Origin of the sequence: Pseudomonas sichuanensis (assembly GCF_024749065.1) — a bacterium.
Classification (GTDB): domain Bacteria; phylum Pseudomonadota; class Gammaproteobacteria; order Pseudomonadales; family Pseudomonadaceae; genus Aquipseudomonas; species Aquipseudomonas sichuanensis.
Window position 1 is genome coordinate 3,136,771 of record NZ_CP087185.1, and the last position, 21,643, is coordinate 3,158,413.

A 21,643-nucleotide genomic window follows, 5' to 3' on the forward strand; every position below is an offset into this window, starting at 1 on the left:
ATAAACAGTAAGTTGCGACGCCAAAAGTAACAGTAGCAATGAACTTGACAGCCCCCACTACCGTTGGTCAGCCCGATACGGCCGTGTTTGAGCCGTCCGGGAATTTTCGTATTTTATTGACGTCACAGACGGCACGCAGAAATACCTTGCAATGCGTCCAGATAAAAAAATTCTTGGATTGTGTGACTCATCCCCTGACCTGGAGCATCAGTACGATTAACACCGCGCTGTAACCTGTACCGGAATAACACCGCGGAAACACTTTTCGCTGTTTGGGACCATAGAGAGACCGAACCCATGAACGCCCCGCTCCGTGTCAACGAAGCACTGCTGATTGCCGACCACGCCTTCGAACCCTTCCAGTGCGTCGCCTGGGATGCACCCAACGGTACTGGCGAACTAAGCCTGGCAGTGATCGACCGGACCAGCGCCCGCATCGGCGCCAAGCAAGTCTCTTCGCGGGTCTATTCGGACCCTGCGCAGTGGGCCAGCCTGATCGAGGAAGTGCGTGCCGAACTGTGCCAGAAGGGCTATGACCTGCAACCCTGGTCGATGCCTGAATAAGCAAAGCACGGTGATTCCTGTGCGTGCCCGGCACGCACAGGTGCAACTTCAAAGTTCCCCTCGCTACAACTTTCTTTCATGCGACATCCCGTCGCAGTTATTCCATTCAATTGACGGTATCGAACTGCTCGATATGCCGATAATCGGCATGAAGTTGTTCGGCAAGTTGCCGTGCGCGGCCCACACGTACCGCAGCCAATTCCATATCCACCAGCAATGTATTGCACGGTAGCGGTTGCGCTGCTTGCCACCCCTGCAGCCGACCATCGGTCAGCAACAGGCAGCGCTGGACCTCGTGGGGCAGCCGTTTGCCCCGCGCCAGCAACCAGTGCCGTGCCTCTTCCAGGGCCGCCAGCAGCGGTGTGCCACCGCCGGCACCCAGCTGCTGCAGCCAGGGCTGGAGCGCCTGCGAAGCCTTGAGCCCGTGGCGTTGCCACTGCGGTTTGCTGCCACTGGCGGTCAACAGCGCCAACCGCGCACGCTGCCGGTAGGCCTGGTCGAACACCCCGGCCAGCAGGCCCTTGGCCTGGGCCAGCGCCTGGTGGCGACGGGTGGAGGCCGAGGCATCGACGATCACCAGCCACAGTTCTGGCGCCTGGGCCTTGCGCTGCTGCCAGCACAGGTCGCGGCGCTGGCGGGGGCGGCCTTTGAGCAGGGTTGGCAGCCAGGCGATGCGGCCATCTTCGGCTGCCCGGGCGCGGCCACGGGAAACACCGTTCAATTGGCCGACGCGGGGTCTGGCATCTGCCGCCTGGGCGTCGTGGCGGCGGATGCTCAGGGCTTTTTTGCCCAGTTCGGCACCTCGCGCCGAGCACCGCTGGCCACTGGCTGCGGCGGCAAGGCGCCCCAGTCGCCCTGCCCCTGCCCCTGGGCCTGCGACTGCTCGGCGGTACCGGACGGGGTGGCCTGCGGCTGCGCAGAGTCCTGCCGACGACGGTGACGCAGGGCAAATTCGGCGACGGCATCCACATCCTGCTCTTCGATGGCAGTGTGGCCACGCCAGGCCGCATGGGCGCGGGCGGCGCGCAGCCACACCAAGTCGGCGCGCAGACCATCGACCCCGGCGGCGAAACAGCGTTCGGTGATCCAGGCCAGCGCCTGGTCGTCCAGGGCGATCGCCGCCAGGCGCTCGCGGGCGGCCCGGCAGCGCTCGCGCAACTCTGTCTGGGCAGTGGCCCACTGGGCGCAGAAGGCTTCAGGGTCGCTGTCGAACGCCAGGCGCCGGCGAATGATCTGCTGGCGCGCCTCGGGTGCCGGCAAGCCGTCGAGGGCGACGTTCAGGCCAAAGCGGTCGAGCAATTGCGGGCGCAGCTCGCCCTCCTCCGGGTTCATGGTGCCGATCAGCACGAAACGCGCGGCGTGACGATGGGAAATGCCATCGCGCTCGATGCGGTTGGTGCCGCTGGCGGCCACATCCAGCAGCAAGTCCACCAACGGGTCGGGCAGCAGGTTGACCTCGTCCACATACAGCACGCCGCCATCGGCGTGAGCCAGCACGCCCGGGGCGAAGCGCGCCTGGCCCTGGCCCAGCGCGGCGTCCAGGTCGAGGGTGCCAACCAGTCGTTCCTCGGTGGCGCCGAGCGGCAAGGTGACGAACGGCCCATCGCCCAGCAGGTCGGCCAGGCCTCGAGCCAGGGTGCTCTTGGCCATGCCGCGCGGGCCTTCGATCAGCACACCGCCGATCTTCGGGTCGATGGCGGTCAGGCACAGGGCCAGCTTCAGTTCGTCGGCCCCCACCACGGCGGCCAGGGGGAATTGCACAGGTTCGTTCATGTTCAGCAGTCTTCCTCGCCTTCGAGCAACTGTTGCTCGAGGCTCTCGCGGTAGTCGCCCGGGTCCTGCCACAGGCCGCGCTGCTGGGCTTCCAGCAGGCGCTCGGTGAGGTCGCGCAGGGCTTCGGGGTTGTGCTCGCGCATGAAATCACGGGTCGCCGGGTCGAGCACGTAGGCGTCGGCCAGGCCTTGGTAATGATGGTCGTCGATCAGCCCGGTGGTGGCGTCGAAGGCAAACAGGTTATCGACCGTCGCCGCCAGCTCGAAGGCACCTTTATAGCCATGGCGCTTGGCGCCGTCGATCCACTTGGGGTTGAGCGCGCGGGCGCGGATCACCCGGTTGAGCTCTTCCTTCAAGGTACGGATACGCGGCCGGTCGGCCTGGCTGTGGTCACCGTGGTAGCTGGCCCGGGTGGTGCCAGCCAGGGTCTCGGCGGCGGCCAGCATGCCGCCCTGGAACTGGTAGTAGTCGTTGGAATCGAGCAGGTCGTGCTCGTGGTTGTCCTGGTTCTGCAGCACCGCCTGCACCTGGCTCAGGCGCTGGGCGAAACGTGCGCGGGCCGGGGTGCCTTCGTCGCTGGCGCCGTATGCGTAGCCGCCGTGGTTGAGGTAGACCTCGGCCAAATCGTCGCGGCTGTGCCACAGGCGACCGTCGATGGCGTTCTGCACCCCAGCGCCATAGGCGCCGGGCTTGGCGCCGAACACGCGCCAGCCGGCCTGGCGTGCCGCCAGCTCTTCATCCAGGCCGTCATCGAGCAGCGCCTGACGCTCGGCACGCACGCGGGCGGCCAGCGGGTTGAGGTCATCCGGCTCGTTGAGCGCGGCCACCGCCTGCACCGCCGCGTCGAACAGGCGAATCAGGTTACCGAAGGCATCGCGGAAGAAGCCCGAGACCCGCAGCGTGACATCGACCCGTGGGCGATCGAGCAGGCTCAGCGGCAAGATCTCGAAGTCGTCGACGCGCTGGCTGCCGGTTGCCCATACCGGGCGTACGCCCATCAGCGCCATGGCCTGGGCAATATCGTCGCCGCCGGTGCGCATGGTGGCCGTGCCCCACACCGACAGGCCCAACTGGCGCAGGTGGTCGCCGTGGTCCTGCAGGTGGCGTTCAAGAATCAGGTTGGCCGAGGCGAAGCCCAGGCGCCAGGCGGTGGTGGTGGGCAGGTTGCGTACGTCGACGGTATAGAAGTTGCGCCCGGTGGGCAGCACGTCCAGGCGGCCACGGCTCGGCGCGCCGCTGGGCCCGGCGGGGACGAAACGCCCGGCCAGGGCCGCCAGCAGGCCGTCGATTTCGGCAGCGCCGCAGGCGTCCAGGTTGGGGGCGACCTGCTCGACCAGCGCTTGCAGCACCTCGCGCACCGGTTGCCAGTCAGCCTGCCCATCAAGTGGGCAGTCGCCTTCCAGCGCCTGTTCGATCAATGTCAACGCCAGCAGTTCGAGCCGTTCACGGGTATCCCCGGCCGTGCGCCACAGCGCCGCGTCCAGCTGCTGTAGCAGCGCCGGGCGTGGACCCTCCCAGGCCTGGCCGAGGTCGCAATCGAGCGGGTCGAAGCCCAGCCCCAGCGCCCGGGCCAGGGCGCGGATCAGGCTGGCATTGCCGCCCTTGCCGTCACCGCGTTCCACCCGCAGCAGCGCCAACAGCGTGTCGCTGCGCAGCCGGCCCTGGGGCGACTGGCCGAACACATGCAGGCCATCGCGGATCTGCGATTCCTTGAGGTCGCACAGGTAGGTGTCGAGCCGCGGCAGCCACACCGCCGCGTCGTCCAGCTGGCCTTCGAGCTGCAGGTCGCGGTCGATGTGGTTGGCCTTGAGCAGTTCGAGGATGTCGCGCTGCAGCTCCTGGGCACGGCGCGGGTCAAGCAGCTGCGCTTCGTAGTATTCGTCAGCCAGCTGCTCCAGCTGGCGCAGCGGGCCATAGGTTTCGGCACGGGTCAGCGGCGGCATCAGGTGGTCGATGATCACCGCCTGGGTGCGCCGTTTGGCCTGGGCGCCCTCGCCCGGGTCGTTGACGATGAACGGGTAGATGTTCGGCAGCGGGCCGAGCAAGGCGTCTGGCCAGCATTCATTGGACAGCCCGACCCCCTTGCCCGGCAGCCACTCCAGGTTGCCGTGCTTGCCGACGTGAATCAGCGCATCGGCGGCATAGCCGTTGCGCAGCCAGAAGTGGAACGCCAGGTAGCCGTGGGGCGGCACCAGGTCGGGGTCGTGGTACACCGCGCTGTGGTCGACCTGGTAGCCGCGCGCGGGCTGGATGCCGACGAAGGTCAGGCCGTAGCGCAGGCCGGCCACCATCAAACGCCCGCTGCGGTACATCGGGTCCTGTTCGGGCGGGCCCCAACGTTCCAGCACGGCGCGCTGGTTGGCTTCGGGCAAGGCGGTGAAGGCGCTGTGGTAATCGGCCAGGCTCAGGCTCTGGGCACAGGGGCGCTGGTCGAGGTGGTCGAGGTCGTTGGTCACCCCGCCGAGCAACTGGTGGATCAGTTCGGTGCCACTGTCGGGCAGGCCGGCCACCGGGTAACCCTGCGCCTGCAAGGCCTTGAGAATGTTGAGTGCGGCGCCGGGCGTATCCAGGCCGACGCCATTGCCGATGCGTCCATCGCGGGTCGGGTAGTTGGCCAGCACCAGCGCCACGCGCTTCGCCTGGTTGTCAAGGCGCGCCAGCTCGACCCAGCGCCGCGCCAGTTCGGCGACGAAGTCCATGCGTTCAGGGTGGGCCCGGTAGCAGACCACGTCGGACTGGCTGCGCTCGCTGCGCCAGGCCAGGTCCTTGAAGCTCACGGGGCGGGTGATGATGCGCCCGTCCAGTTCCGGCAAGGCGATGTGCATGGCCAGGTCGCGAGCGCCCAAGCCCTGTTCGCTCTGCTCCCAGGCCGGTTGGTTGTCCTGGGCGCAGATCGCCTGCAGCACCGGTACATCGCGGCGCAATGGGCGCAGGTTGGGCTGTTCGGGGCTGGACAAGGCAAAGCCGGTGGTGTTGATCACCACTTCAGCCTGCACTTCATCGAGCCAGGCCTCGACCTGGTCGAGGCAGGCGCGCTCCTTGAGGCTGGCCACGGCAATGGGCAGCGGGTTCAGGCCACAGGCTTGCAGGCGTTGGCAAAACACGTCGATGAAGGCGGTGTTGGCCGCCTGCAGGTGCGAGCGATAGAACAACAGTGGCGCCACCGGCTGCTCGGGATGCCAGTCGGCGTACCAGTCCTGCAACTGGGCGCTGGCCTTGGCCGGGTGGTAAACCGCAGTACGCGGCAACGGCTGCGGTTCATCCCAGGCGTAGTCACGCCCCAACCACTGGCTGGCCAGGCAATTGAACAGGCTGACCGCGTTGGCCTTGCCACCCTGGCGCAGGTAGTGCCAGAGGCGTTCGGCCTGCTCGCCACGCACCGTGCCCAGGTCGGTCAGTTCCGGGTCGGGGCGGTCATCGCCGGGCACCAGGATCAGTTGCACGCCGCGCTGGCTGAGTTCCACCAGTTGCTCGACGCCATAGCGCCAGTAACCGACGCCGCCGTGCAGCGACACCAGGATCACCTTGGCGTGGCGCAGCACCTCGTCTACATACAGGTCGACCGAGGCGTGGTTCTGCACCTGCATGGGGTTGGCCAGGCGCACGCTGGGGAAGTCGTCCGGCAACTGCTCGGCGGTTTCGGCGAGCAGCGCCAGGTGCGAATCGCCGCTGCAGAGGATCACCAGCTCGGCGGGAGTCTGGCCGAGGTCGGCAATGCTGTCGTCCGGCACGAAGCCGCCGGGCTGGGTCCTCAGCAGGTGCATGGGTCAGGCGCCCAGGGACTGGCGCAGGCGCGCTTCCAGGTGCACGGCATCGAGGTCCTGGCCGATCAGCACCAGGCGGGTGATGCGCGGCTCGTCAGTGCGCCAGGCGCGGTCGAAGTGCTTGTCGAAGCGCGTGCCCACGCCCTGGATCAGCAGGCGCATCGGCTTGCCGGGAATGGCGGCGAAGCCTTTGGCGCGCAGGATGCCGAACTCGGTGACCAGTTGCGTCAGGGCATCGAGCAGCAGGCTTTCGTCGGCCTCTGGCAGGTCGATGGAGATCGAGTCGAAGGCGTCATGGTCGTGATCGTCGTGGTCATCGCCGTCGTGGTGCGAATCGTGGTGGGTGCGACGGCCGTCGATGTGCGCCTCGGATTCGGCACCGACGCCCAGCAGCACTTCCAGCGGCAGGCGGCCACTGCTGGCTTCGATCACTTTCACCGCTGGCGGCAGCTCTTCGGCGACTTCGGCACGAACCTTGGCCAGGCCTTCGGCGTCGATCAGGTCGGCCTTGTTCAACACCACCAGGTCGGCGCTGGCCAGCTGGTCGGCGAACAGTTCATGCAGCGGCGACTCGTGGTCCAGGTTGGGGTCGAGCTTGCGCTGGGCGTCGACCTGGTCCGGGTAGGCGGCGAAGGTGCCGGCGGCCACTGCCGGGCTGTCGACCACGGTGATAACCGCATCGACGGTGCAGGCGTTGCGGATTTCTGGCCACTGGAAGGCTTGCACCAGGGGCTTGGGCAGGGCCAGGCCGCTGGTTTCGATAAGGATGTGGTCGAGGTCGCCGCGGCGCGCCACCAGTTCGCGCATCACCGGGAAGAACTCTTCCTGCACGGTGCAGCACAGGCAGCCATTGGCCAGCTCGTAGACGCGGCCGTTGGCTTCTTCTTCAGTGCAACCAATGCTGCACTGCTTGAGGATTTCGCCATCGATGCCCAGCTCGCCGAACTCGTTGACGATCACCGCGATGCGGCGGCCCTGGGCGTTGTCGAGCATGTGGCGCAGTAAGGTGGTCTTGCCCGAGCCGAGGAAGCCGGTGACGATGGTGACGGGGAGCTTGGCCAGTGTTTTCATGTCGCGATGCCCTTGGCAGCAATGGCGCGGGCATGCGGGACGACAGCCTCGGGCGTTGCCGGCCGGGCGCGTTCGCCACCGGATCACCCCGCCCGGTTGATAGTCGAAAACGTTGCGAGGCAGGTCTCCTGGCTTGCACTGTTCCGGCAGCGGTGCCGGGGGGATGGCGCCTTCCCGCGCTTGCGCAGTGGCTGTGCCGATCCTTTTGAGTGCTTACAGTTGCGGGGGCAGCCGCGGCTTGGACCGCGTTCCCGTCTTAGCTCCGGCCTGGGCCGGAGAACCTCGAAGCGGCAAGGCTACGCATCCGCCCGACACCGGTCAACCGCTGGGGCGATTGACGCAAGCCACGCCCCATGATTTGCTAGCGCACTGCGTTCAGGTGCCCCCATTGGGGGTGAAACGGGAAACCGGTGCGTCCAGCGTCTTTAATAGACAGCGGACAAGGCCGGTGCTGCCCCCGCAACGGTAAGCGAGTGAAGCGTCTTGACCACTGTGCCGGTTCAACAGGCATGGGAAGGTGACGCCAATAGATGGAGCACCGCTCCACCTCGCCAGCCCGGAGACCGGCCTGACACCACATCAACACCCCGCGGTGGGCGGGCGCTGTCGTATTCCCTGGGCTGTCCTGCCCGGGAGCGCCGCGCCTGCCCGTTGCCCCAATAAAAGCAGCAGAGGAACGCGTCATGCCGATTACCAGCACAAAACACAGCATCTCCACCCCCGCCACACTCAGCCAGCGCATGGTCATCGCCATCGGCGCCAGCCTGCTGGGCCTGTGCCTGGTTTACTTCGCCGGCTTCTCGCACATCGAGGCGGTGCACAACGCTGCCCACGACACCCGCCACAGCGCCGCCTTCCCCTGCCACTGAGTAGCCCCGCATGATTACCCGTATTGCCCGCACTGCGGGCTTCAGTGGGCTGCTCGCCGCCCTGCTGCTGACACTGCTGCAAAGCTTCTGGGTCGCACCGCTGATTCTGCAGGCGGAGACCTATGAAAGCGCCGCCCCGGCAGCCGAGCACCATGAGCATGGCGAAGCCGCCGCCCCCCACGAGCATGAGCACAGCGCCGAAGCTTGGGCGCCGGAAGACGGCTGGCAACGCGTGCTGTCCACCACCGGTGGCAACCTGGTGGTAGCCGTCGGCTTTGCGCTGATCCTCGTCGCGCTGTATAGCCTGCGCGAGCCGGGCCGGGTCAGCACCGGCGCGCTGTGGGGCCTGGCCGGCTTTGCGGTGTTCTGCCTGGCGCCGACCCTGGGCCTGCCGCCGGAGCTGCCGGGCACCGCCGCTGCCGACCTGGGCCAACGCCAGACCTGGTGGATCGGCACCGCCGCCGCCACCGCCACTGGCCTGGCATTGCTGGTGTTCGGTCGCCACTGGCTGTTGAAGGTACTTGGCGCGGCGCTGCTGATTGTGCCCCACGTGATCGGCGCGCCACAGCCAGCGGTGCATGAAAGCCTGGCACCCGAGGCACTGGAAACCCAGTTCAAGATCGCTTCCTGGCTGACCAATGCCGCCTTCTGGGTGGCCCTGGGCCTGCTCAGCGCCTGGCTGTACCGTCGCTACAGTCAAGCCTGATGCTGGAATCTGCAAAGCCGCCGGCGCTGTATGCCGGCTTTGGGTGCCGCCGGGGTTGCCCGGTGGAGACCCTGGCGGTCCTGCTGCGCCAGACCCTGGCCGAGCATGCCCTGCCGCTCAGCGCGCTGCGCGGCATCGCCAGCATCGCGCCAAAGGCCCGGGAGCCAGGCCTGCTGGCCTTGGCCGAGCGCCTCGGGCTGCCGTTCATCTGTTTCGATGCCGGGCAACTGCTCGGCTTCGAGCCGCTGCTCAGCCAGCGCTCGGCCATCGCCTTCGCCCAGACCGGCTGCTGGGGTGTGGCCGAAAGCGCCGCATTGGCCCTGGCTGGCCGCGAATCGCTGCAGCCTGGCCTGCGCGTACCGCGCCAGCGACTCGGCGGCGCTACCCTGGCGCTGGCCATCGGCGGATAATCCGCCCTTTTACCTGCAAGGACTCCCCATGACGGTCTACTTCATCGGCGCCGGCCCCGGCGATCCGGAACTGATCACGGTCAAGGGCCAGCGTTTGATCCGCCAGTGCCCGGTGATCATCTATGCCGGCTCGCTGGTACCCGCTGCCGTGCTCGAAGGGCACCGTGCCGAGACAGTGATCAACAGTGCCGAACTGCACCTGCAGCAGATCGTCGAGGCCATGCGCCAGGCCCACGCCAACGGCCAGGACGTGGCCCGGGTACATAGCGGCGACCCCAGCCTGTATGGCGCCATCGGTGAGCAGATCCGCCAACTGCGCGAACTGGGCATCGACTACCAGATCATCCCCGGCGTGACGGCCACCGCCGCCAGCGCCGCGCTGCTGGGTTGCGAGCTGACCCTGCCAGAGGTGTCGCAAACGGTGATCCTGACCCGTTACGGCGACAGCTCACCGATGCCGGCCGGCGAACAACTGGCCGACTTGGCCCGGCATGGCAGCACCCTGGCCATCCATCTGGGCATCAAGAACCTGGCGCGGATCGTCGAGGAACTCCTGCCCCATTACGGCGCCGACTGCCCGATCGCCGTGGTCCATCGCGCCACCTGGCCCGATCAGGACTGGGCCAGGGGCACCCTGGCGGACATCGTCGAGCGCGTGGCCAGCAAGGGCTTCCGGCGCACGGCGCTGATCCTGGTCGGCCATGTGCTGGGTGATGCACCGTTCGCCGAATCGGCGCTGTACCGCGCCGGCCACGCCCACCTGTACCGCCCGGGCAACTGAAGCGATTGCCGCCAGACGTGGCGACGGCGCACACTGCCCTTCCACGTCACGGAGCCACGCCCATGCTCGAACTACGCCCCAACTGCGAGTGCTGCAACAGCGACCTGCCGGGCGACAGCCCGGACGCCTTGATCTGCTCGTTCGAATGCACCTTCTGTCGCAGCTGCAATGACCAGCACTTGCACGGCCGCTGCCCCAACTGTGGCGGCCCGCTACTCAGCCGCCCGCCCCGGGTGGGCCAGGCCCTGAAGAACAACCCCGCCTCCAGCGAGCGCATCCTCAAGGCACATCCCGCCTGCAACTGACCCGCCTGCCTCAGTACCTGTCCCGGGGCGTTCCCGCGCCCCTTTTGTAGTCCTTTTCTACAATTCCTTGTTGTCTTTTCAACGCGCCTATACTCGCCTATTACCAAGGGTTCGGAATCACCGTAATGTGCGCGCTGCCCAATTGATCCGCAGGCGTGAGCCCGACGGAAGACAGGACATGGGCTCAATCCGACAGGAGTTTCACATGACATCCGTGCTGTTGGTCGATGACCATCACATTGTTCGCCTTGCTGTACGCATGCTGCTCGAGGGGGAGCGCTTCACCGTCGTCGGCGAAACCGGTAAAGGCAAGGATGCCGCACGCCTGGCCGAGCAGACCAAGGCAGATGTGGTCATCCTCGATATCGGCCTGCCCGACCTCGATGGCATGGAAGTGATCAAACGCCTCAAGCTGCTCACCCCCTCCCCCAGGATCATGGCGTTGACCGGCCAGCCGGCCGACTTGTACGTACGCCGGTGCATGGACGCCGGCATCTCGGCCTTCGTCAACAAGGACGAAGACCTCGACGCCCTGGTCTTTGCCCTCAAGGCACTGGTCAAAGGCTATTCGACCTTCCCGCAGATGGCAGTCAACAGCAACACCCTGGAAAGCGAGGGTGACCGACTGGGCAGCCTGTCGAACCGTGAAATGGAGGTGCTGCGCCGCCTCTGCGCGGGGCAGAGCAACAAGCTGATCGGCGAGCAGATGCACCTCAGCGCCAAGACCATCAGTACCTACCGCGGCCGGATCATGGAGAAGCTCAAGGTCGAATCACTGGTGGAAATGGTCGACCTGGCCAAACGCAACAACGCGGGCTGAAGCATGAGCAAGGGCACACTGCTGTGCCTGGTGCTGACCTTGCTGGTGCCCGTGCAGGGACTGTCCCAGACCACCAGCGAGGACCGTCACCTGCTGGCCCGCGCCCAGAGCGCCGCCGCGCCACTGCCCCTTGACGACAACGACCGGCAATGGCTGCGCGAACGCCAGGTACTGACCTTGGGGGGCTCGCGCCCCGACTACCCGCCTTTCGATATCAACACCAGCCAGGACGACTACGAGGGCCTGAGCGCCGATTACGCCGGCCTGATCGCCGAGCAACTGGGGATACCCATCAAGGTACGGCGTTACCCTACCCGCGCGCAGGCCATCGCGGCCCTGCACCGAGGCGAGATCGACCTGCTGGGCACTTCCAACGCTTTCGAAGCCGCCGACGCCGAACTCGCCCTGAGCCTGCCCTATGCCGATGACCTGCCAGTACTCGTCAGCCGACAGGGCGGCGCCCTGCTGGAGGGCAGCGACCTGGCCGGCCAGCGCCTGGCCCTGGTCGATCACTACCTGCCCCTGCAGGCCGTCCAGCAGCTCTACCCCAACGCCCAGATAACCCTGTACCGCTCTACCCTGGCTGGGGTCGCGGCGGTCGCGCTGGGCCAGGCAGATACTTACCTGGGCGACGCCATCAGCAGCGACTACGTGATCAGCAGAAGCTACCAGGGTGCAGTCAAGATCGATCACCTCGTCAAACTGCCGGCCGGCACTTTCGCGTTTGCCCTGGACCGCGACAACCAGCGCCTGCGCGCACTGATCGACCGGGCCTTGGAGCGCATCGCCGACAGCGAACGGCTGAACATCCTGCGGCGCTGGACCAGTGGCAGCACCAGCATCCTGCTTGATCGCCGGCTGGACGCCCTCACCGCCGAAGAACGCGCCTGGATCACCCAGCACCGCACGGTGAAGGTGATGATCAATACTGCCCTCGCACCGCTGACATTCACCGACAGCCAGCAGCAACCACGGGGCCTGACCATGGACGTGCTGGAGCAGATCAGCCTGCGCACCGGCTTGCGTTTCGACGTGGTCGGGGCACAGTCGTTCGGCGAGATGGTCGATGCCGCGACGCAGGGCAAGGTCGACATGCTCGGCGCCATTGGCTATGACCCGCGGCTGGCCACTCGCTTGCGTTACAGCCGCCCCTACCTGGCCAGCCCGCAGGTTCTGGTGATGCGCGCCAGCTCACCGCCATTGGACCCGGCACAACCGCTGAGCGACCAGCGGGTGGCGCTGTTGCGCGGCTCTCCGCTGCTCGACGGGCTCCTGCAGCAGGCACCTCGAGTGCGCCCGGTCGAGGTGGACAATCCACTGCAACTGATGGAGTCGGTGCTCCAACGCAATGCCGATGTCGCGCTCAGCCCCTATATCAACGCCAGCTACTTCATCAGCCAGGTGTTCAAGGGCGACCTGCGGGTCGCGGCGCAACTGGGTGATGAGCCCGCGCTCGCGGCCTTCGCCGTCGACCCTGCACAGCCTCAATTGCAAGCCATCCTCGACAAGGCGTTATTGAGCATTGCGCCTGACGAGCTTGAACAACTGGTCAATCGCTGGCGTACCAGTGCGGTGGTCAGCGACAGCCCCTGGCGCAACTACCGGACCCTGGCACTCCAGGTGCTGGTGCTGGCCAGCGTCTTGCTGGCGGGCGTGGTGTTCTGGAACAGCTACCTGCGCAAACTCATCAGTCAGCGCACCGAGGCCCAGCATGCGCTGCAGGATCAACTGCAGCTCAGCCGCGGGCTGTTGGAGCAGTTGCGCCAGGCGAAAGAGGATGCCGAGCAGGCCAACCAGGCCAAAAGCACGTTTCTCGCGGTCATGAGCCATGAAATCCGCACGCCGATGAACGCGGTCATCGGCTTGCTCGAACTGGCCCTGGAGGACAGCCGTCATGGCCGCATCGATGGCCAGGCGCTGGAAACCGCTCATGGTTCGGCAACCGGACTGCTAGAGCTGATTGGCGACATTCTCGATATTTCGCGCATTGAAGCCGGGCACATGACCCTGCAACCGGTGGCCGTCGAACTGGTCGGCCTGGTGCGCGCCACACTGCGGGTATTCGAGGGCAATGCCCGGACCAAGGGCATTCACCTGCGTGCCGCGCTGCCCACCGAACACTGCTGGGTGCTGGGCGACCCACTGCGGCTCAAGCAGGTGTTGTCCAATCTGTTGAGCAACGCGATCAAATTCACTGAGGAGGGGCGGATAGACGTTGCACTGGAAGTGGCTGCGCACGGCGAGCAATCGATGGGCGTCATGCTGCAGGTGAAGGACAGCGGCGTGGGTATCAGCAGCGCTGACCAGGCGCGACTGTTCCACACCTTTGCCCAGATGGACGGACGCCAGGCCCGCCAAGGCGCAGGGCTAGGCCTGGTGATCTGCCGCGACCTGTGCGAGCTGATGGGCGGCACCCTGACCCTGCAAAGCCTCGAGGGTCTGGGCACCCAGGTGGATGTCCACCTCGATCTGCCGGTCGCCGTTGCGCCCGCGGGCCAATCACCCAAGCCTCCTGCGCCCCCGGCCGACAGCCCCGCATTGAGAGTGCTGGTGGTCGATGACTACCCTGCCAACCTGTTGCTGCTCGACAAGCAGTTGCGCACGCTGGGCCACAAGGTAGTGCTCGCCGAACAGGGCCAGGACGCGTTGGCATTGTGGCGAAAGCACCCTTTCGATGTGCTGATCACCGATTGCAACATGCCGATCATGGACGGCCACGAACTGACCCGAAGCATCCGCGCGCTGGAACGTGACCAGGGCCTGCCCGCCTGCGTGATCATCGGCGTCACCGCCAATGCCCAGGCGCAAGAACGTCAACGCTGCCTGGACGATGGCATGGACGAGTGCCTGTTCAAGCCCATTGACCTGCAAGCTCTGCGTTCAGCCCTGGCGTCGGCGAGCGTGCTCCCGGCGGCTGTCGCCACGGTTGCCACGCAGTTGCCTGGCCACAGCGGTTTTGCGCTGGAGCAATTGCGCCATCTCACCCAGGATGACGAGCAACTGACCCTGCGCCTGCTGCGGCAACTGGCCGAGAGCACTCGAGAGGACCTGCAAGCGCTGCACGAACTGGGAGCCTCGCCGCCACCTGATCCGCTCGCCATGGCCGTTCACCGCATCAAGGGCGGCGCCAAGATGCTCAAGGTGCGGGGCGTGGTGAAGGACTGCGAGGCCATTGAGCGGGCCATGGCCCTGGGCCAGCCAACCGAGCAATTGCTTGCCCGCCTGCTGGCCAGCCTGCAGAGCCTGGAGCAAGAGCTGCGCCAGGGTATCAATGCAATTGAAGGGTCGAACTGATCTGGCTGATCGCGTCCACCACGTGCCGTGAGCCCTGCTGGATCTCCATGATCACCGTGCCTGCTTCATTGGCCAGCTCCACCCCAAGCCCGGTGCGGGTCAGGCTCGACTGCATGCTGGCCACGGCATTCAATGACAGGTCATGGTTCTGCCGCACCACTTCGACGATTTCCAGCGTTGCCTTGCTGGTGCGCGCGGCCAGGCTGCGCACTTCATCGGCGACCACGGCAAAGCCACGCCCGTGCTCGCCAGCCCGAGCGGCTTCGATCGCTGCGTTGAGTGCCAGCAGGTTGGTCTGATCGGCAATGCCACGGATGGTCAGGACAATCTGGCCGATCAACTCGGACTGCTTGCTCACCGCATCGAGGCTGAGCGCGGCCTGGTTGAGCTCGGCAGAAATCTGCTCGATCACCTCGACCGTCTGCTGCACCACCTGGGTGCCCTTGCGCGCGCAGGCGTCGGTTTGTACCGAGCTTGCGTGGGCAGCATCGGCAGCGGTCTGTTGGGTGCTGACCTGGTTGGTGATGTCGCTGGCGAACTTCACCACTTTGGTCAATCGCCCCTTGTTGTCGAAGATCGGGTTGTACGAGGCCTCCAGGTACACGGTCTGGCCTTGCTTGTTGACCCGTTCGAAGCGGTGCGAGTGGTATTCGCCGCGGTTCAGCGAAGCCCAGAACTCGCGGTACTGGGCCGATTCACGTTCGTGGGCCAGGCAAAACAGGCCGTGGTGGCGGCCCACCACTTCCTCCAGGCGATAACCCATGGTGTCGAGGAAGTTCTGGTTGGCCTTGATCACTCTGCCGGCCGGGGTGAACTCGACCACCGCCATGGAGCGGCCGATGGCCTTGAGCAGGCTCTCGCTCTCGTGTTCTTCGATCACATGGCGGGTGATGTCGGATGCCACCTTGATGACGCTGGTGACCTGTTGGCGGTCGTCGATCACTGGCATGTAGCTGGCTTCGAGCCAGACTTCGCGGCCGGCCTTGTCCAAGCGTTCGAAGGTGCCGCTGATGGCCTTGCCCTGCCCCAGCTCACGCCACAGTTGCTGGTACTCGGCGCTTTTGGCGTAGGTGGGGTCACAGAACATTCGATGGTGCTTGCCGCGGATCTCGTCAGCGCTGTAGCCCATCGTCGTGCAGAAATGGTCGTTGGCTTCGAGGATGGTGCCATCGGGGGCGAACTCGATCATGGCCATGGAGCGGCTAATGGCGGCGAGCTTCGCTTCCATGGATGCCAGGGCCTGGCGGCAGCGCTGGATTTCGACGAGGTCGGACTTGCGGTGGTACTCGAACATGCGCTGGGACTCCTGTGCCCCCCGGGATGTCCTGAGCATAGATGGGCGTTATCGGCGTGCAAGCGCTTTGATATCACTTTTGGATTAGGTATTTGAGCCGTTGGTCGGGTTCGGGTTCGGGTTCGGGTTCGGGTTCGGGTTCGGGTTCGGGTTCGGGTTCGGGTTCGGGACTCAGTGTGTTTGTTTTGATGGATGTAGGCGCATTCATTTGTGATGTCGACGCTTAGTCACCTTTCCGCCCTTACGGCGGCCTACTTTGGTCTTGGTGTATGGACCGGACACATGGTGGACACGTGTGCGGAGACATGGTGGACACTTTTCGGCAAGCAATCTGCCGGGAATACGACCATGCCTTGGAACGCGAGAGATGCCATGAGCTTGAGAGAAGAGTTCGTTAACCTGGCCAATCACCCGGACGCCAACATGAGGGAGCTGTGCCGCCGGTTCGGCATTAGCCCTCAGACGGGTTACAAATGGCTCAACCGATTTCGACAGGACGGCCTGCCTGGCTTGCAGGAGCGCTCTCGAAAGCCGGCCGTCAGCCCTCGCAAGACTCAGCCTGGGCTAGAAGAGGAAGTGATTGCCATCCGTAAGGAGCACTCCACGTGGGGTGGCCGAAAGATCAGTCATCTGCTTGATCAGCGAATCTGTGCCAGCACCGTAACCAATGTCCTGCATCGGCATGGATTGATCACCGCAGAGGCCTCTGAGGCTGCTAAACCATGGACACGCTTTGAGCGCGAAGCCCCAAATGATCTGTGGCAGATCGATTTTAAAGGCTTCTTCCAAACGGCCCAGGGACCTTGTTATCCGCTGACGCTGATTGATGACCACTCTCGCTTCAACCTTGTGATACAGGCCTGCGCACATCAGCGCACAGGGTTGGTCATGGAGCACCTGACCGATCTATTCAGCCGGTATGGACTGCCTGCGCAGATCAACGCGGATAATGGCTCGCCCTGGGGAGCACCAAGAAATCCTGGAGAACTCACACCGCTAGGTATCTGGCTGGTTCGCCTGGGAATTCGACTGACTTTCAGCAGGCCAGGCCACCCACAAACCAATGGCAAGGATGAGCGATTCCATCGGACGCTCAAGGCCGAGGTACTGACAGGGCGCAGCTTTCGGGATCTGCGAGAAGCGCAGGAAGCTTTCGACCTCTGGCGGGGCATCTACAACTACAAGCGTCCTCATCAGCAACTGGACTACAAAGTGCCGGCAGATCGCTACCAGATGAGCAGGCGGGCTTTCCCAAGCCGTCTACCGACCATTGAATACGGTCCCGACGATATTCTGGTGAAGCCCTACAGCAGTCAGTTCCGCTTCAAGAAGCGCTCATTTCGGATAGCGAAGGCGCTAGCGGGCTATGTGTTAGCGCTCCGCCGTAGCGATCAAGGAGCTGACCATTTTGATGTTTACTTCTGCCAACACAAGCTGCGAACCATCGACTTCAACAACCCCGACGGTAAGCGATAATGTGTCCACCATGTCCCCGCACAGGTGTCAACGATGTCTCAAGTCCATACATCTTGGCCAAAGTAGGCAAAGCCGCCTGCTCCCATCATACGGCCCCTGCGCTGCGCTCCGGGGTCCCCTCGCTCCGGTGCCTTCCGGGCCCGCGCGGCCTACGACTTGCTGCGCAAGTCTACATCTCGCGCCTTCGGCTTACGCCGAAGGGTGCTGCGCACCAGGGCCCTACAGTCACCTCCACTCGGCCTCCTGAAGTCGCAATTTGTGTTGCCTGGACTATCGCGCGCTTAGAAGCAAAATCAAGAGCAGATCAAGAGCAGTAATGCGGCTATCTAGGTTTGGCTGTTGTTTATGTGTTGTTTATTCGGGCCCTATCGCCGGCAAGCCGGCTCCCACAGGTACAGCGCAAGTTTAAAAGTTCGCACTAACCTGTGGGAGCTGGCTTGCCAGCGATTGCAATCCTGAGCTCCCAACCCATCCAACTAGCGACAGCTAACGCCAGCCCAGGCGCCGCCCCTAACTTCGCGACTTCAGGAGGCTGAGCGTAGGCGTCTGGAGGGCCCTGGTGCGCAGCACCCTTCGGCGTAGCCGAAGGCGCGAGATGTAGACTTGCGCAGCAAGTCGGAGGCCGCGCGGGCCCGGAGGACGCCGGAGCGAAGGGACCCGGAGCGCAGCGGAGGGCCGTATGAATGGAGCGAGCGGTTTTTGGTTACTTTTTTCCAAGAAAAAAAGTAACCCGCCGTAAGGGCGGAAAGGTGACTATGCGTCGATAAATCTAATGAATGCGCATACCTTATAAAAACAAACCAATTACCAAACAAACAATTCAATATTCAATATTCAATATTCAATATTCTCGGCCCAAGTCAAAACCACACCAACGATCAAGAACTCTCCCGCTGCATCAACTCAAACCCCAGATCCTGCTGCTCAGTCACCACCCGCTTACCATCAAGCATCGCCAGCAACGCCTGCGCCGCCCCCCGCCCAACCGCCGCCCGCGGCGTACGAATCGACGTCAACGGCGGCACCATATGCGCCGAAGCCGGCAGATCGTTGAACCCGATCATCGCCACCCGCCCAGGCACCGCAACCCCCTCACGCAGCGCCTGCAGCACCGCCCCCTGCGCCAGGTCATCGTTACAGAAGAAAATCCCATCCACATCCGGCGCCTGCGCCAGCAAACGGCTGAACAACTCACCGCCCAAACCAATCGACGAAGGCTGCGGGTCAAGCATCTCCAGCTCCGGCGCCTGCAACCCAGCCTCCGCCAGGGCCTGACGGAAGCCCTCGGCACGCTGCATCACCCTCGGGTCCAGTTGCGCCGCGATGAACCCCAGCCGCCGCCGCCCACGCGCAATCAGATGCTGCGCCGCCGCACGGCCGGCCTGGTGCTGGGAGAACCCCACCGACAAGGCCCCCGCATCACCGCCCAGCTCCATCATGTGCACGCAGGGCACATGGCTGGCCGCAAGCAACTGCCGCGCCCCCTCACTGCGCTCGAAACCAGTGAGCAACATGCCGCAAGGTTGATAGGCGAGATAGTTGCGAATCAGGTTCTCTTCCTCGGCAATATCGTAGTGATAGTTGCCGATCAGCACTTCCAGGCCACGCGGGCGCATCACCTCGTGAATGGCTTCGAGGGTGTCGATGAACAGCTGGTTCGACAATGACGGAATCAGCACCACCACCGATTGGCTGCGCGCCGAGGCCAAGGCCCGCGCCGCCGGGTTGGCGACGTAGCCCAGGCTGCCTGCTGCCGCCACGACCTTGGCCACCAATTCCGGGGCGACAGTGCTCACCCCGCGCAAGGCGCGAGAAGCGGTAATAGGGGATACCCCGGAAAGCCTGGCGACTTCCGCCAGAGTGGGACGACCTGTGGTACGCGAGCCGATGCGAGACATGAATGTTGTAATTTTACTACTTGCAGGAATGGGGAACGGTCACTAAGGTAGCGCTGTCTCTGGATGCAGGCAATGCAATCTTGGTAGCAGCCATGCATGCAGCGTCCATACTGCCTAAGACAAAATCAATAACACCCGGGAGGGTGGCGCTTGCACTCTCGTTTCGCCCTGGTCGAGACAGCGCTATCTCACCCAGCAGGAGGTACCGATGAACTTTCCCCTGTCCGCGATAGTGGTGATGGGTGTGGCTGGATGCGGCAAAAGCAGCATCGGCGCCGCCATCGCTGCGCGCAGCGGCGGTCGCCTGGTCGAAGGCGATGCTTTCCACCCCGCCAGCAACATTGCCAAGATGAGCGCCGGCATCCCCCTGGACGATGACGACCGCGCCGGCTGGCTGGTGCGCCTCGGCGAAGAGCTGCAGGCCATCATCAAAGCCGGCGAACGCCCGATCCTCACCTGCTCGGCACTCAAGCGCCGCTACCGCGAAACCTTGCGCCAGGCCGTGCCCGAGCTGGGCTTCGTATTCCTCGAACTGACCCCGCAGGAAGCCGAAAAGCGCGTACTCGCCCGCCCCGGCCACTTCATGCCGGCCAGCCTGATCGACAGCCAGTTCGCCGCCCTGGAATCACCACTGGGCGAGCCACTCACCCTGGCGCTGGATGCCACCCGCCCGATCGAGACCCTCGCCGAGACCGTGCATGACTGGCTAAAGCCCTGCGGTGAGCGGCCCCTGGCGCGGACTGCCTGACCCGGCGGTTTTCCGGCTCACCAAAGATAGCGCTATCTCGCCACCTGAAAGTGGCGAACGCTCAAAACCAAGCTACGCCAAAACAACAACGACAAGACCGAGGCATACGAACCATGTTCGGACTGGCTACTGATACCTTCCTGTTGCTCGACGCGATGGTCACCATCATCGGGCTCATCCTGCTGATCACCCATTTCAAGGTCCACCCCTTCGTTGCCCTCACCCTGGCCGCAGGCTTTCTTGGCCTGACCTCCGGCATGCCGGTGGCCAAGGTGATGAAATCGTTCCAGGACGGCTTTGGCGGCGTGCTGGGCTTTGTCGGCATCGTCCTTGCGCTGGGCACCATGCTCGGCAAGTTGATGGCCGACTCCGGCGGTGCCGACCAGATCGCCCAGACGCTGATTCGCGCGTTCGGCAAGCAGAAAGTGCACTGGGCAATGATGTTCGCCGCCTTCCTGGTGGGCATCCCGCTGTTCTTTGAAATCGGCTTCGTGCTGCTGATTCCCTTGGTGTTCATCGTCGCCCGCCGCTCCGGGGTGTCGCTGGTGAAGATCGGCATCCCGCTTCTGGCCGGCCTGTCGGTGGTGCACGGCCTGGTGCCGCCGCACCCAGGGCCATTGCTGGCGATCGGCATCTTCCATGCCGACATCGGCAAGACCATCTTTTACGGCCTGCTGGTGGCCCTGCCCACCGCCGTCATCGCCGGCCCACTGTTCGGTAACTTCATCTCGCGCTACATCCCCGGCAACCCTTCCCAGGAGCTGATGGACCAGATCGCCCGTGAGTCCGACCAGAAGAACCTGCCCAGCTTCAGCGTGACCTTGATCACCGTGCTGCTGCCGGTGGTGCTGATGCTGCTCAAGACCTTCGCCGACGTGGTCCTGCCGGCCGAGCACATCGTGCGCCAGTGGATGGACCTGATCGGCCACCCGATCACCGCCCTGCTCGCCGCCCTGCTGCTGGCCTTCTATACCTTCGGCTCGGCGCGCGGTTTCAGCCGCCAGCAGATCATGAAGATGCTCGACCAGAGCCTTGCCCCCACTGCTGCGATCGTGCTGATCGTCGGCGCCGGCGGCGGCTTCAAACAGATGCTGGTGGATACCGGCGTGGGCAACGTGATCGGGCAAATGGCCGTGCAGGCCGAGATTTCACCGATCATGCTGGCCTGGCTGGTGGCGGCGGTGATCCGCATTGCCACAGGTTCAGCGACAGTCGCCACCATCACCGGCGCGGGCATCGTCGCGCCGGTGATCGACCTGGTGCCGGGCGTCAACCGCGAACTGCTGGTGCTGGCCACCGGCGCGGGTTCGCTGATCCTGTCCCACGTCAACGACGCCGGTTTCTGGCTGGTCAAACAGTACTTCAACATGACCGTGGCCGAGACCTTCAAGACCTGGAGCATGATGGAGACCATCCTGTCGGTGGTCGGCATCATCTTCATCATGTTGCTGGCCCAGGTGGTGTGACCGTTGATCAGGGCCATGGCAACTTGCTGACGAGGACGTGGCCCAAGTGAGACAGCGGCCCCGCGCAAGCGGGGCCGATCTCTTTCTGTCGCGAGGAGCTTGCCCGATGAACCGATCCTTCCTGTTCGCCGCCCTGCTTGCATCGCCCCTGGCGTTCGCCGCCGGCACCGGCGCCACCTACCCCGACGATCCGCACAACCCGGCACCACAGCCGGGCGTGGACAGCACCCTCAACCCGATCGAGAAGCCCATGCCTCGGGACACCGACCCGCGGATCAAGGGCTATGACCCTGACAGCCCTGCGGCCCGGCAGAATGTTGATCAGGATCTGCCGGGGCTGGGGGAAAGTGGCTCAGAGGGCATGGGGCGCCAAGGTGAAGGCGCCAGCGGCAAGCCCTGAGGCG

18 protein-coding genes, 1 pseudogene and 2 riboswitches are annotated in these 21,643 nt (G+C 64.7%); of the genes and pseudogenes, 12 read left to right on the top strand and 7 right to left on the bottom strand.

The window, feature by feature from the left end; translation table 11 throughout:
• Positions 1-297: 297 nt before the first annotated feature.
• A complete protein-coding gene (locus LOY51_RS14175; protein ID WP_110994481.1) occupies positions 298-564 on the top strand; it encodes a hypothetical protein in 267 nt (88 codons plus the stop codon).
• Between the two features lie 106 nt (positions 565-670).
• Here LOY51_RS14175 and LOY51_RS14180 read toward each other — a convergent pair whose 3' ends face one another.
• The 4 genes from LOY51_RS14180 to cobW are packed head-to-tail and all read right to left on the bottom strand — an operon-like array spanning position 671 to position 7,172.
• Entirely contained in the window at positions 671-1,285 is a 615-nt protein-coding gene (locus tag LOY51_RS14180) for a vWA domain-containing protein (RefSeq protein ID WP_258641701.1), read from the bottom strand.
• 53 nt (positions 1,286-1,338) lie between these two features.
• The gene (locus LOY51_RS14185) at positions 1,339-2,337 is read right to left on the bottom strand and encodes a magnesium chelatase ATPase subunit I (protein WP_125858787.1); all 999 of its coding nucleotides are present in this window, start codon (positions 2,335-2,337) and stop codon (positions 1,339-1,341) included.
• Positions 2,338-2,339: 2 nt separating this feature from the next.
• The gene (gene cobN, locus LOY51_RS14190; protein ID WP_258641702.1) at positions 2,340-6,101 is read right to left on the bottom strand and encodes a cobaltochelatase subunit CobN; all 3,762 of its coding nucleotides are present in this window, start codon (positions 6,099-6,101) and stop codon (positions 2,340-2,342) included.
• Positions 6,102-6,104: 3 nt separating this feature from the next.
• Complete coding sequence (gene cobW, locus LOY51_RS14195; RefSeq protein ID WP_258641703.1) at positions 6,105-7,172, bottom strand: cobalamin biosynthesis protein CobW; 1,068 nt, start codon at positions 7,170-7,172, stop codon at positions 6,105-6,107.
• 101 nt (positions 7,173-7,273) lie between these two features.
• Positions 7,274-7,472: riboswitch (cobalamin riboswitch) on the bottom strand.
• A gap of 60 nt (positions 7,473-7,532) precedes the next feature.
• Positions 7,533-7,758, top strand: a riboswitch (cobalamin riboswitch).
• 97 nt (positions 7,759-7,855) lie between these two features.
• Between cobW and LOY51_RS14200 the strand changes: the two genes are divergently transcribed.
• The 7 genes from LOY51_RS14200 (at position 7,856) to LOY51_RS14230 (ending at position 14,357) form a co-directional block, all read left to right on the top strand.
• The gene (locus tag LOY51_RS14200) at positions 7,856-8,041 is read left to right on the top strand and encodes a CbtB domain-containing protein (protein WP_125858789.1); all 186 of its coding nucleotides are present in this window, start codon (positions 7,856-7,858) and stop codon (positions 8,039-8,041) included.
• Positions 8,042-8,051: 10 nt separating this feature from the next.
• Entirely contained in the window at positions 8,052-8,747 is a 696-nt protein-coding gene (locus LOY51_RS14205) for a CbtA family protein (RefSeq protein ID WP_125858790.1), read from the top strand.
• Positions 8,747-9,157, top strand: coding sequence for a cobalamin biosynthesis protein (locus LOY51_RS14210; protein WP_125464210.1), 411 nt, complete (start codon positions 8,747-8,749; stop codon positions 9,155-9,157). Before LOY51_RS14205 ends, LOY51_RS14210 begins: the two co-directional genes overlap by 1 nt.
• 28 nt (positions 9,158-9,185) lie before the next feature.
• Positions 9,186-9,938, top strand: a complete 753-nt coding sequence (cobM, locus tag LOY51_RS14215) for a precorrin-4 C(11)-methyltransferase (protein WP_125858791.1) — start codon at positions 9,186-9,188, stop codon at positions 9,936-9,938.
• Positions 9,939-10,000: 62 nt separating this feature from the next.
• A complete protein-coding gene (locus tag LOY51_RS14220) occupies positions 10,001-10,243 on the top strand; it encodes a DUF1272 domain-containing protein (RefSeq protein ID WP_258641704.1) in 243 nt (80 codons plus the stop codon).
• A 205-nt stretch (positions 10,244-10,448) separates the two neighbouring features.
• Positions 10,449-11,063, top strand: coding sequence for a response regulator transcription factor (locus tag LOY51_RS14225; protein WP_125464213.1), 615 nt, complete (start codon positions 10,449-10,451; stop codon positions 11,061-11,063).
• Positions 11,064-11,066: 3 nt separating this feature from the next.
• Complete coding sequence (locus LOY51_RS14230) at positions 11,067-14,357, top strand: transporter substrate-binding domain-containing protein (protein WP_125858792.1); 3,291 nt, start codon at positions 11,067-11,069, stop codon at positions 14,355-14,357.
• Here LOY51_RS14230 and LOY51_RS27165 read toward each other — a convergent pair.
• Both LOY51_RS27165 and LOY51_RS27170 read right to left on the bottom strand, forming a co-directional pair.
• Positions 14,332-14,790: a methyl-accepting chemotaxis protein gene (locus LOY51_RS27165; protein ID WP_374046950.1), complete on the bottom strand. Its 459-nt coding sequence runs from the start codon at positions 14,788-14,790 to the stop codon at positions 14,332-14,334. The two genes, LOY51_RS14230 and LOY51_RS27165, sit on opposite strands and share 26 nt — an antisense overlap.
• 78 nt (positions 14,791-14,868) lie before the next feature.
• Positions 14,869-15,690: pseudogene (locus LOY51_RS27170) on the bottom strand (PAS domain-containing protein); the annotation flags it as partial.
• A gap of 309 nt (positions 15,691-15,999) precedes the next feature.
• On the opposite strand from LOY51_RS27170, the gene LOY51_RS14240 reads away from it, so the two are divergent.
• Entirely contained in the window at positions 16,000-17,127 is a 1,128-nt protein-coding gene (locus LOY51_RS14240; protein WP_258641705.1) for an IS481 family transposase, read from the top strand.
• A gap of 878 nt (positions 17,128-18,005) precedes the next feature.
• Here the strand turns inward: LOY51_RS14240 and gntR are convergent.
• Positions 18,006-19,025, bottom strand: a complete 1,020-nt coding sequence (gntR, locus tag LOY51_RS14245; protein ID WP_125858794.1) for an HTH-type transcriptional regulator GntR — start codon at positions 19,023-19,025, stop codon at positions 18,006-18,008.
• 208 nt (positions 19,026-19,233) lie between these two features.
• Here gntR and LOY51_RS14250 point away from each other — a divergent pair, with 208 nt between their 5' ends.
• The 3 genes from LOY51_RS14250 (at position 19,234) to LOY51_RS14260 (ending at position 21,639) form a co-directional block, all read left to right on the top strand.
• A complete protein-coding gene (locus tag LOY51_RS14250) occupies positions 19,234-19,773 on the top strand; it encodes a gluconokinase (RefSeq protein WP_125858795.1) in 540 nt (179 codons plus the stop codon).
• Positions 19,774-19,886: 113 nt separating this feature from the next.
• Positions 19,887-21,239 (top strand): GntP family permease, encoded by a 1,353-nt coding sequence (locus tag LOY51_RS14255; protein WP_125464219.1) that lies wholly within the window; start codon positions 19,887-19,889, stop codon positions 21,237-21,239.
• Between the two features lie 106 nt (positions 21,240-21,345).
• Positions 21,346-21,639, top strand: coding sequence for a hypothetical protein (locus tag LOY51_RS14260; RefSeq protein ID WP_125858796.1), 294 nt, complete (start codon positions 21,346-21,348; stop codon positions 21,637-21,639).
• Positions 21,640-21,643: the final 4 nt, after the last annotated feature.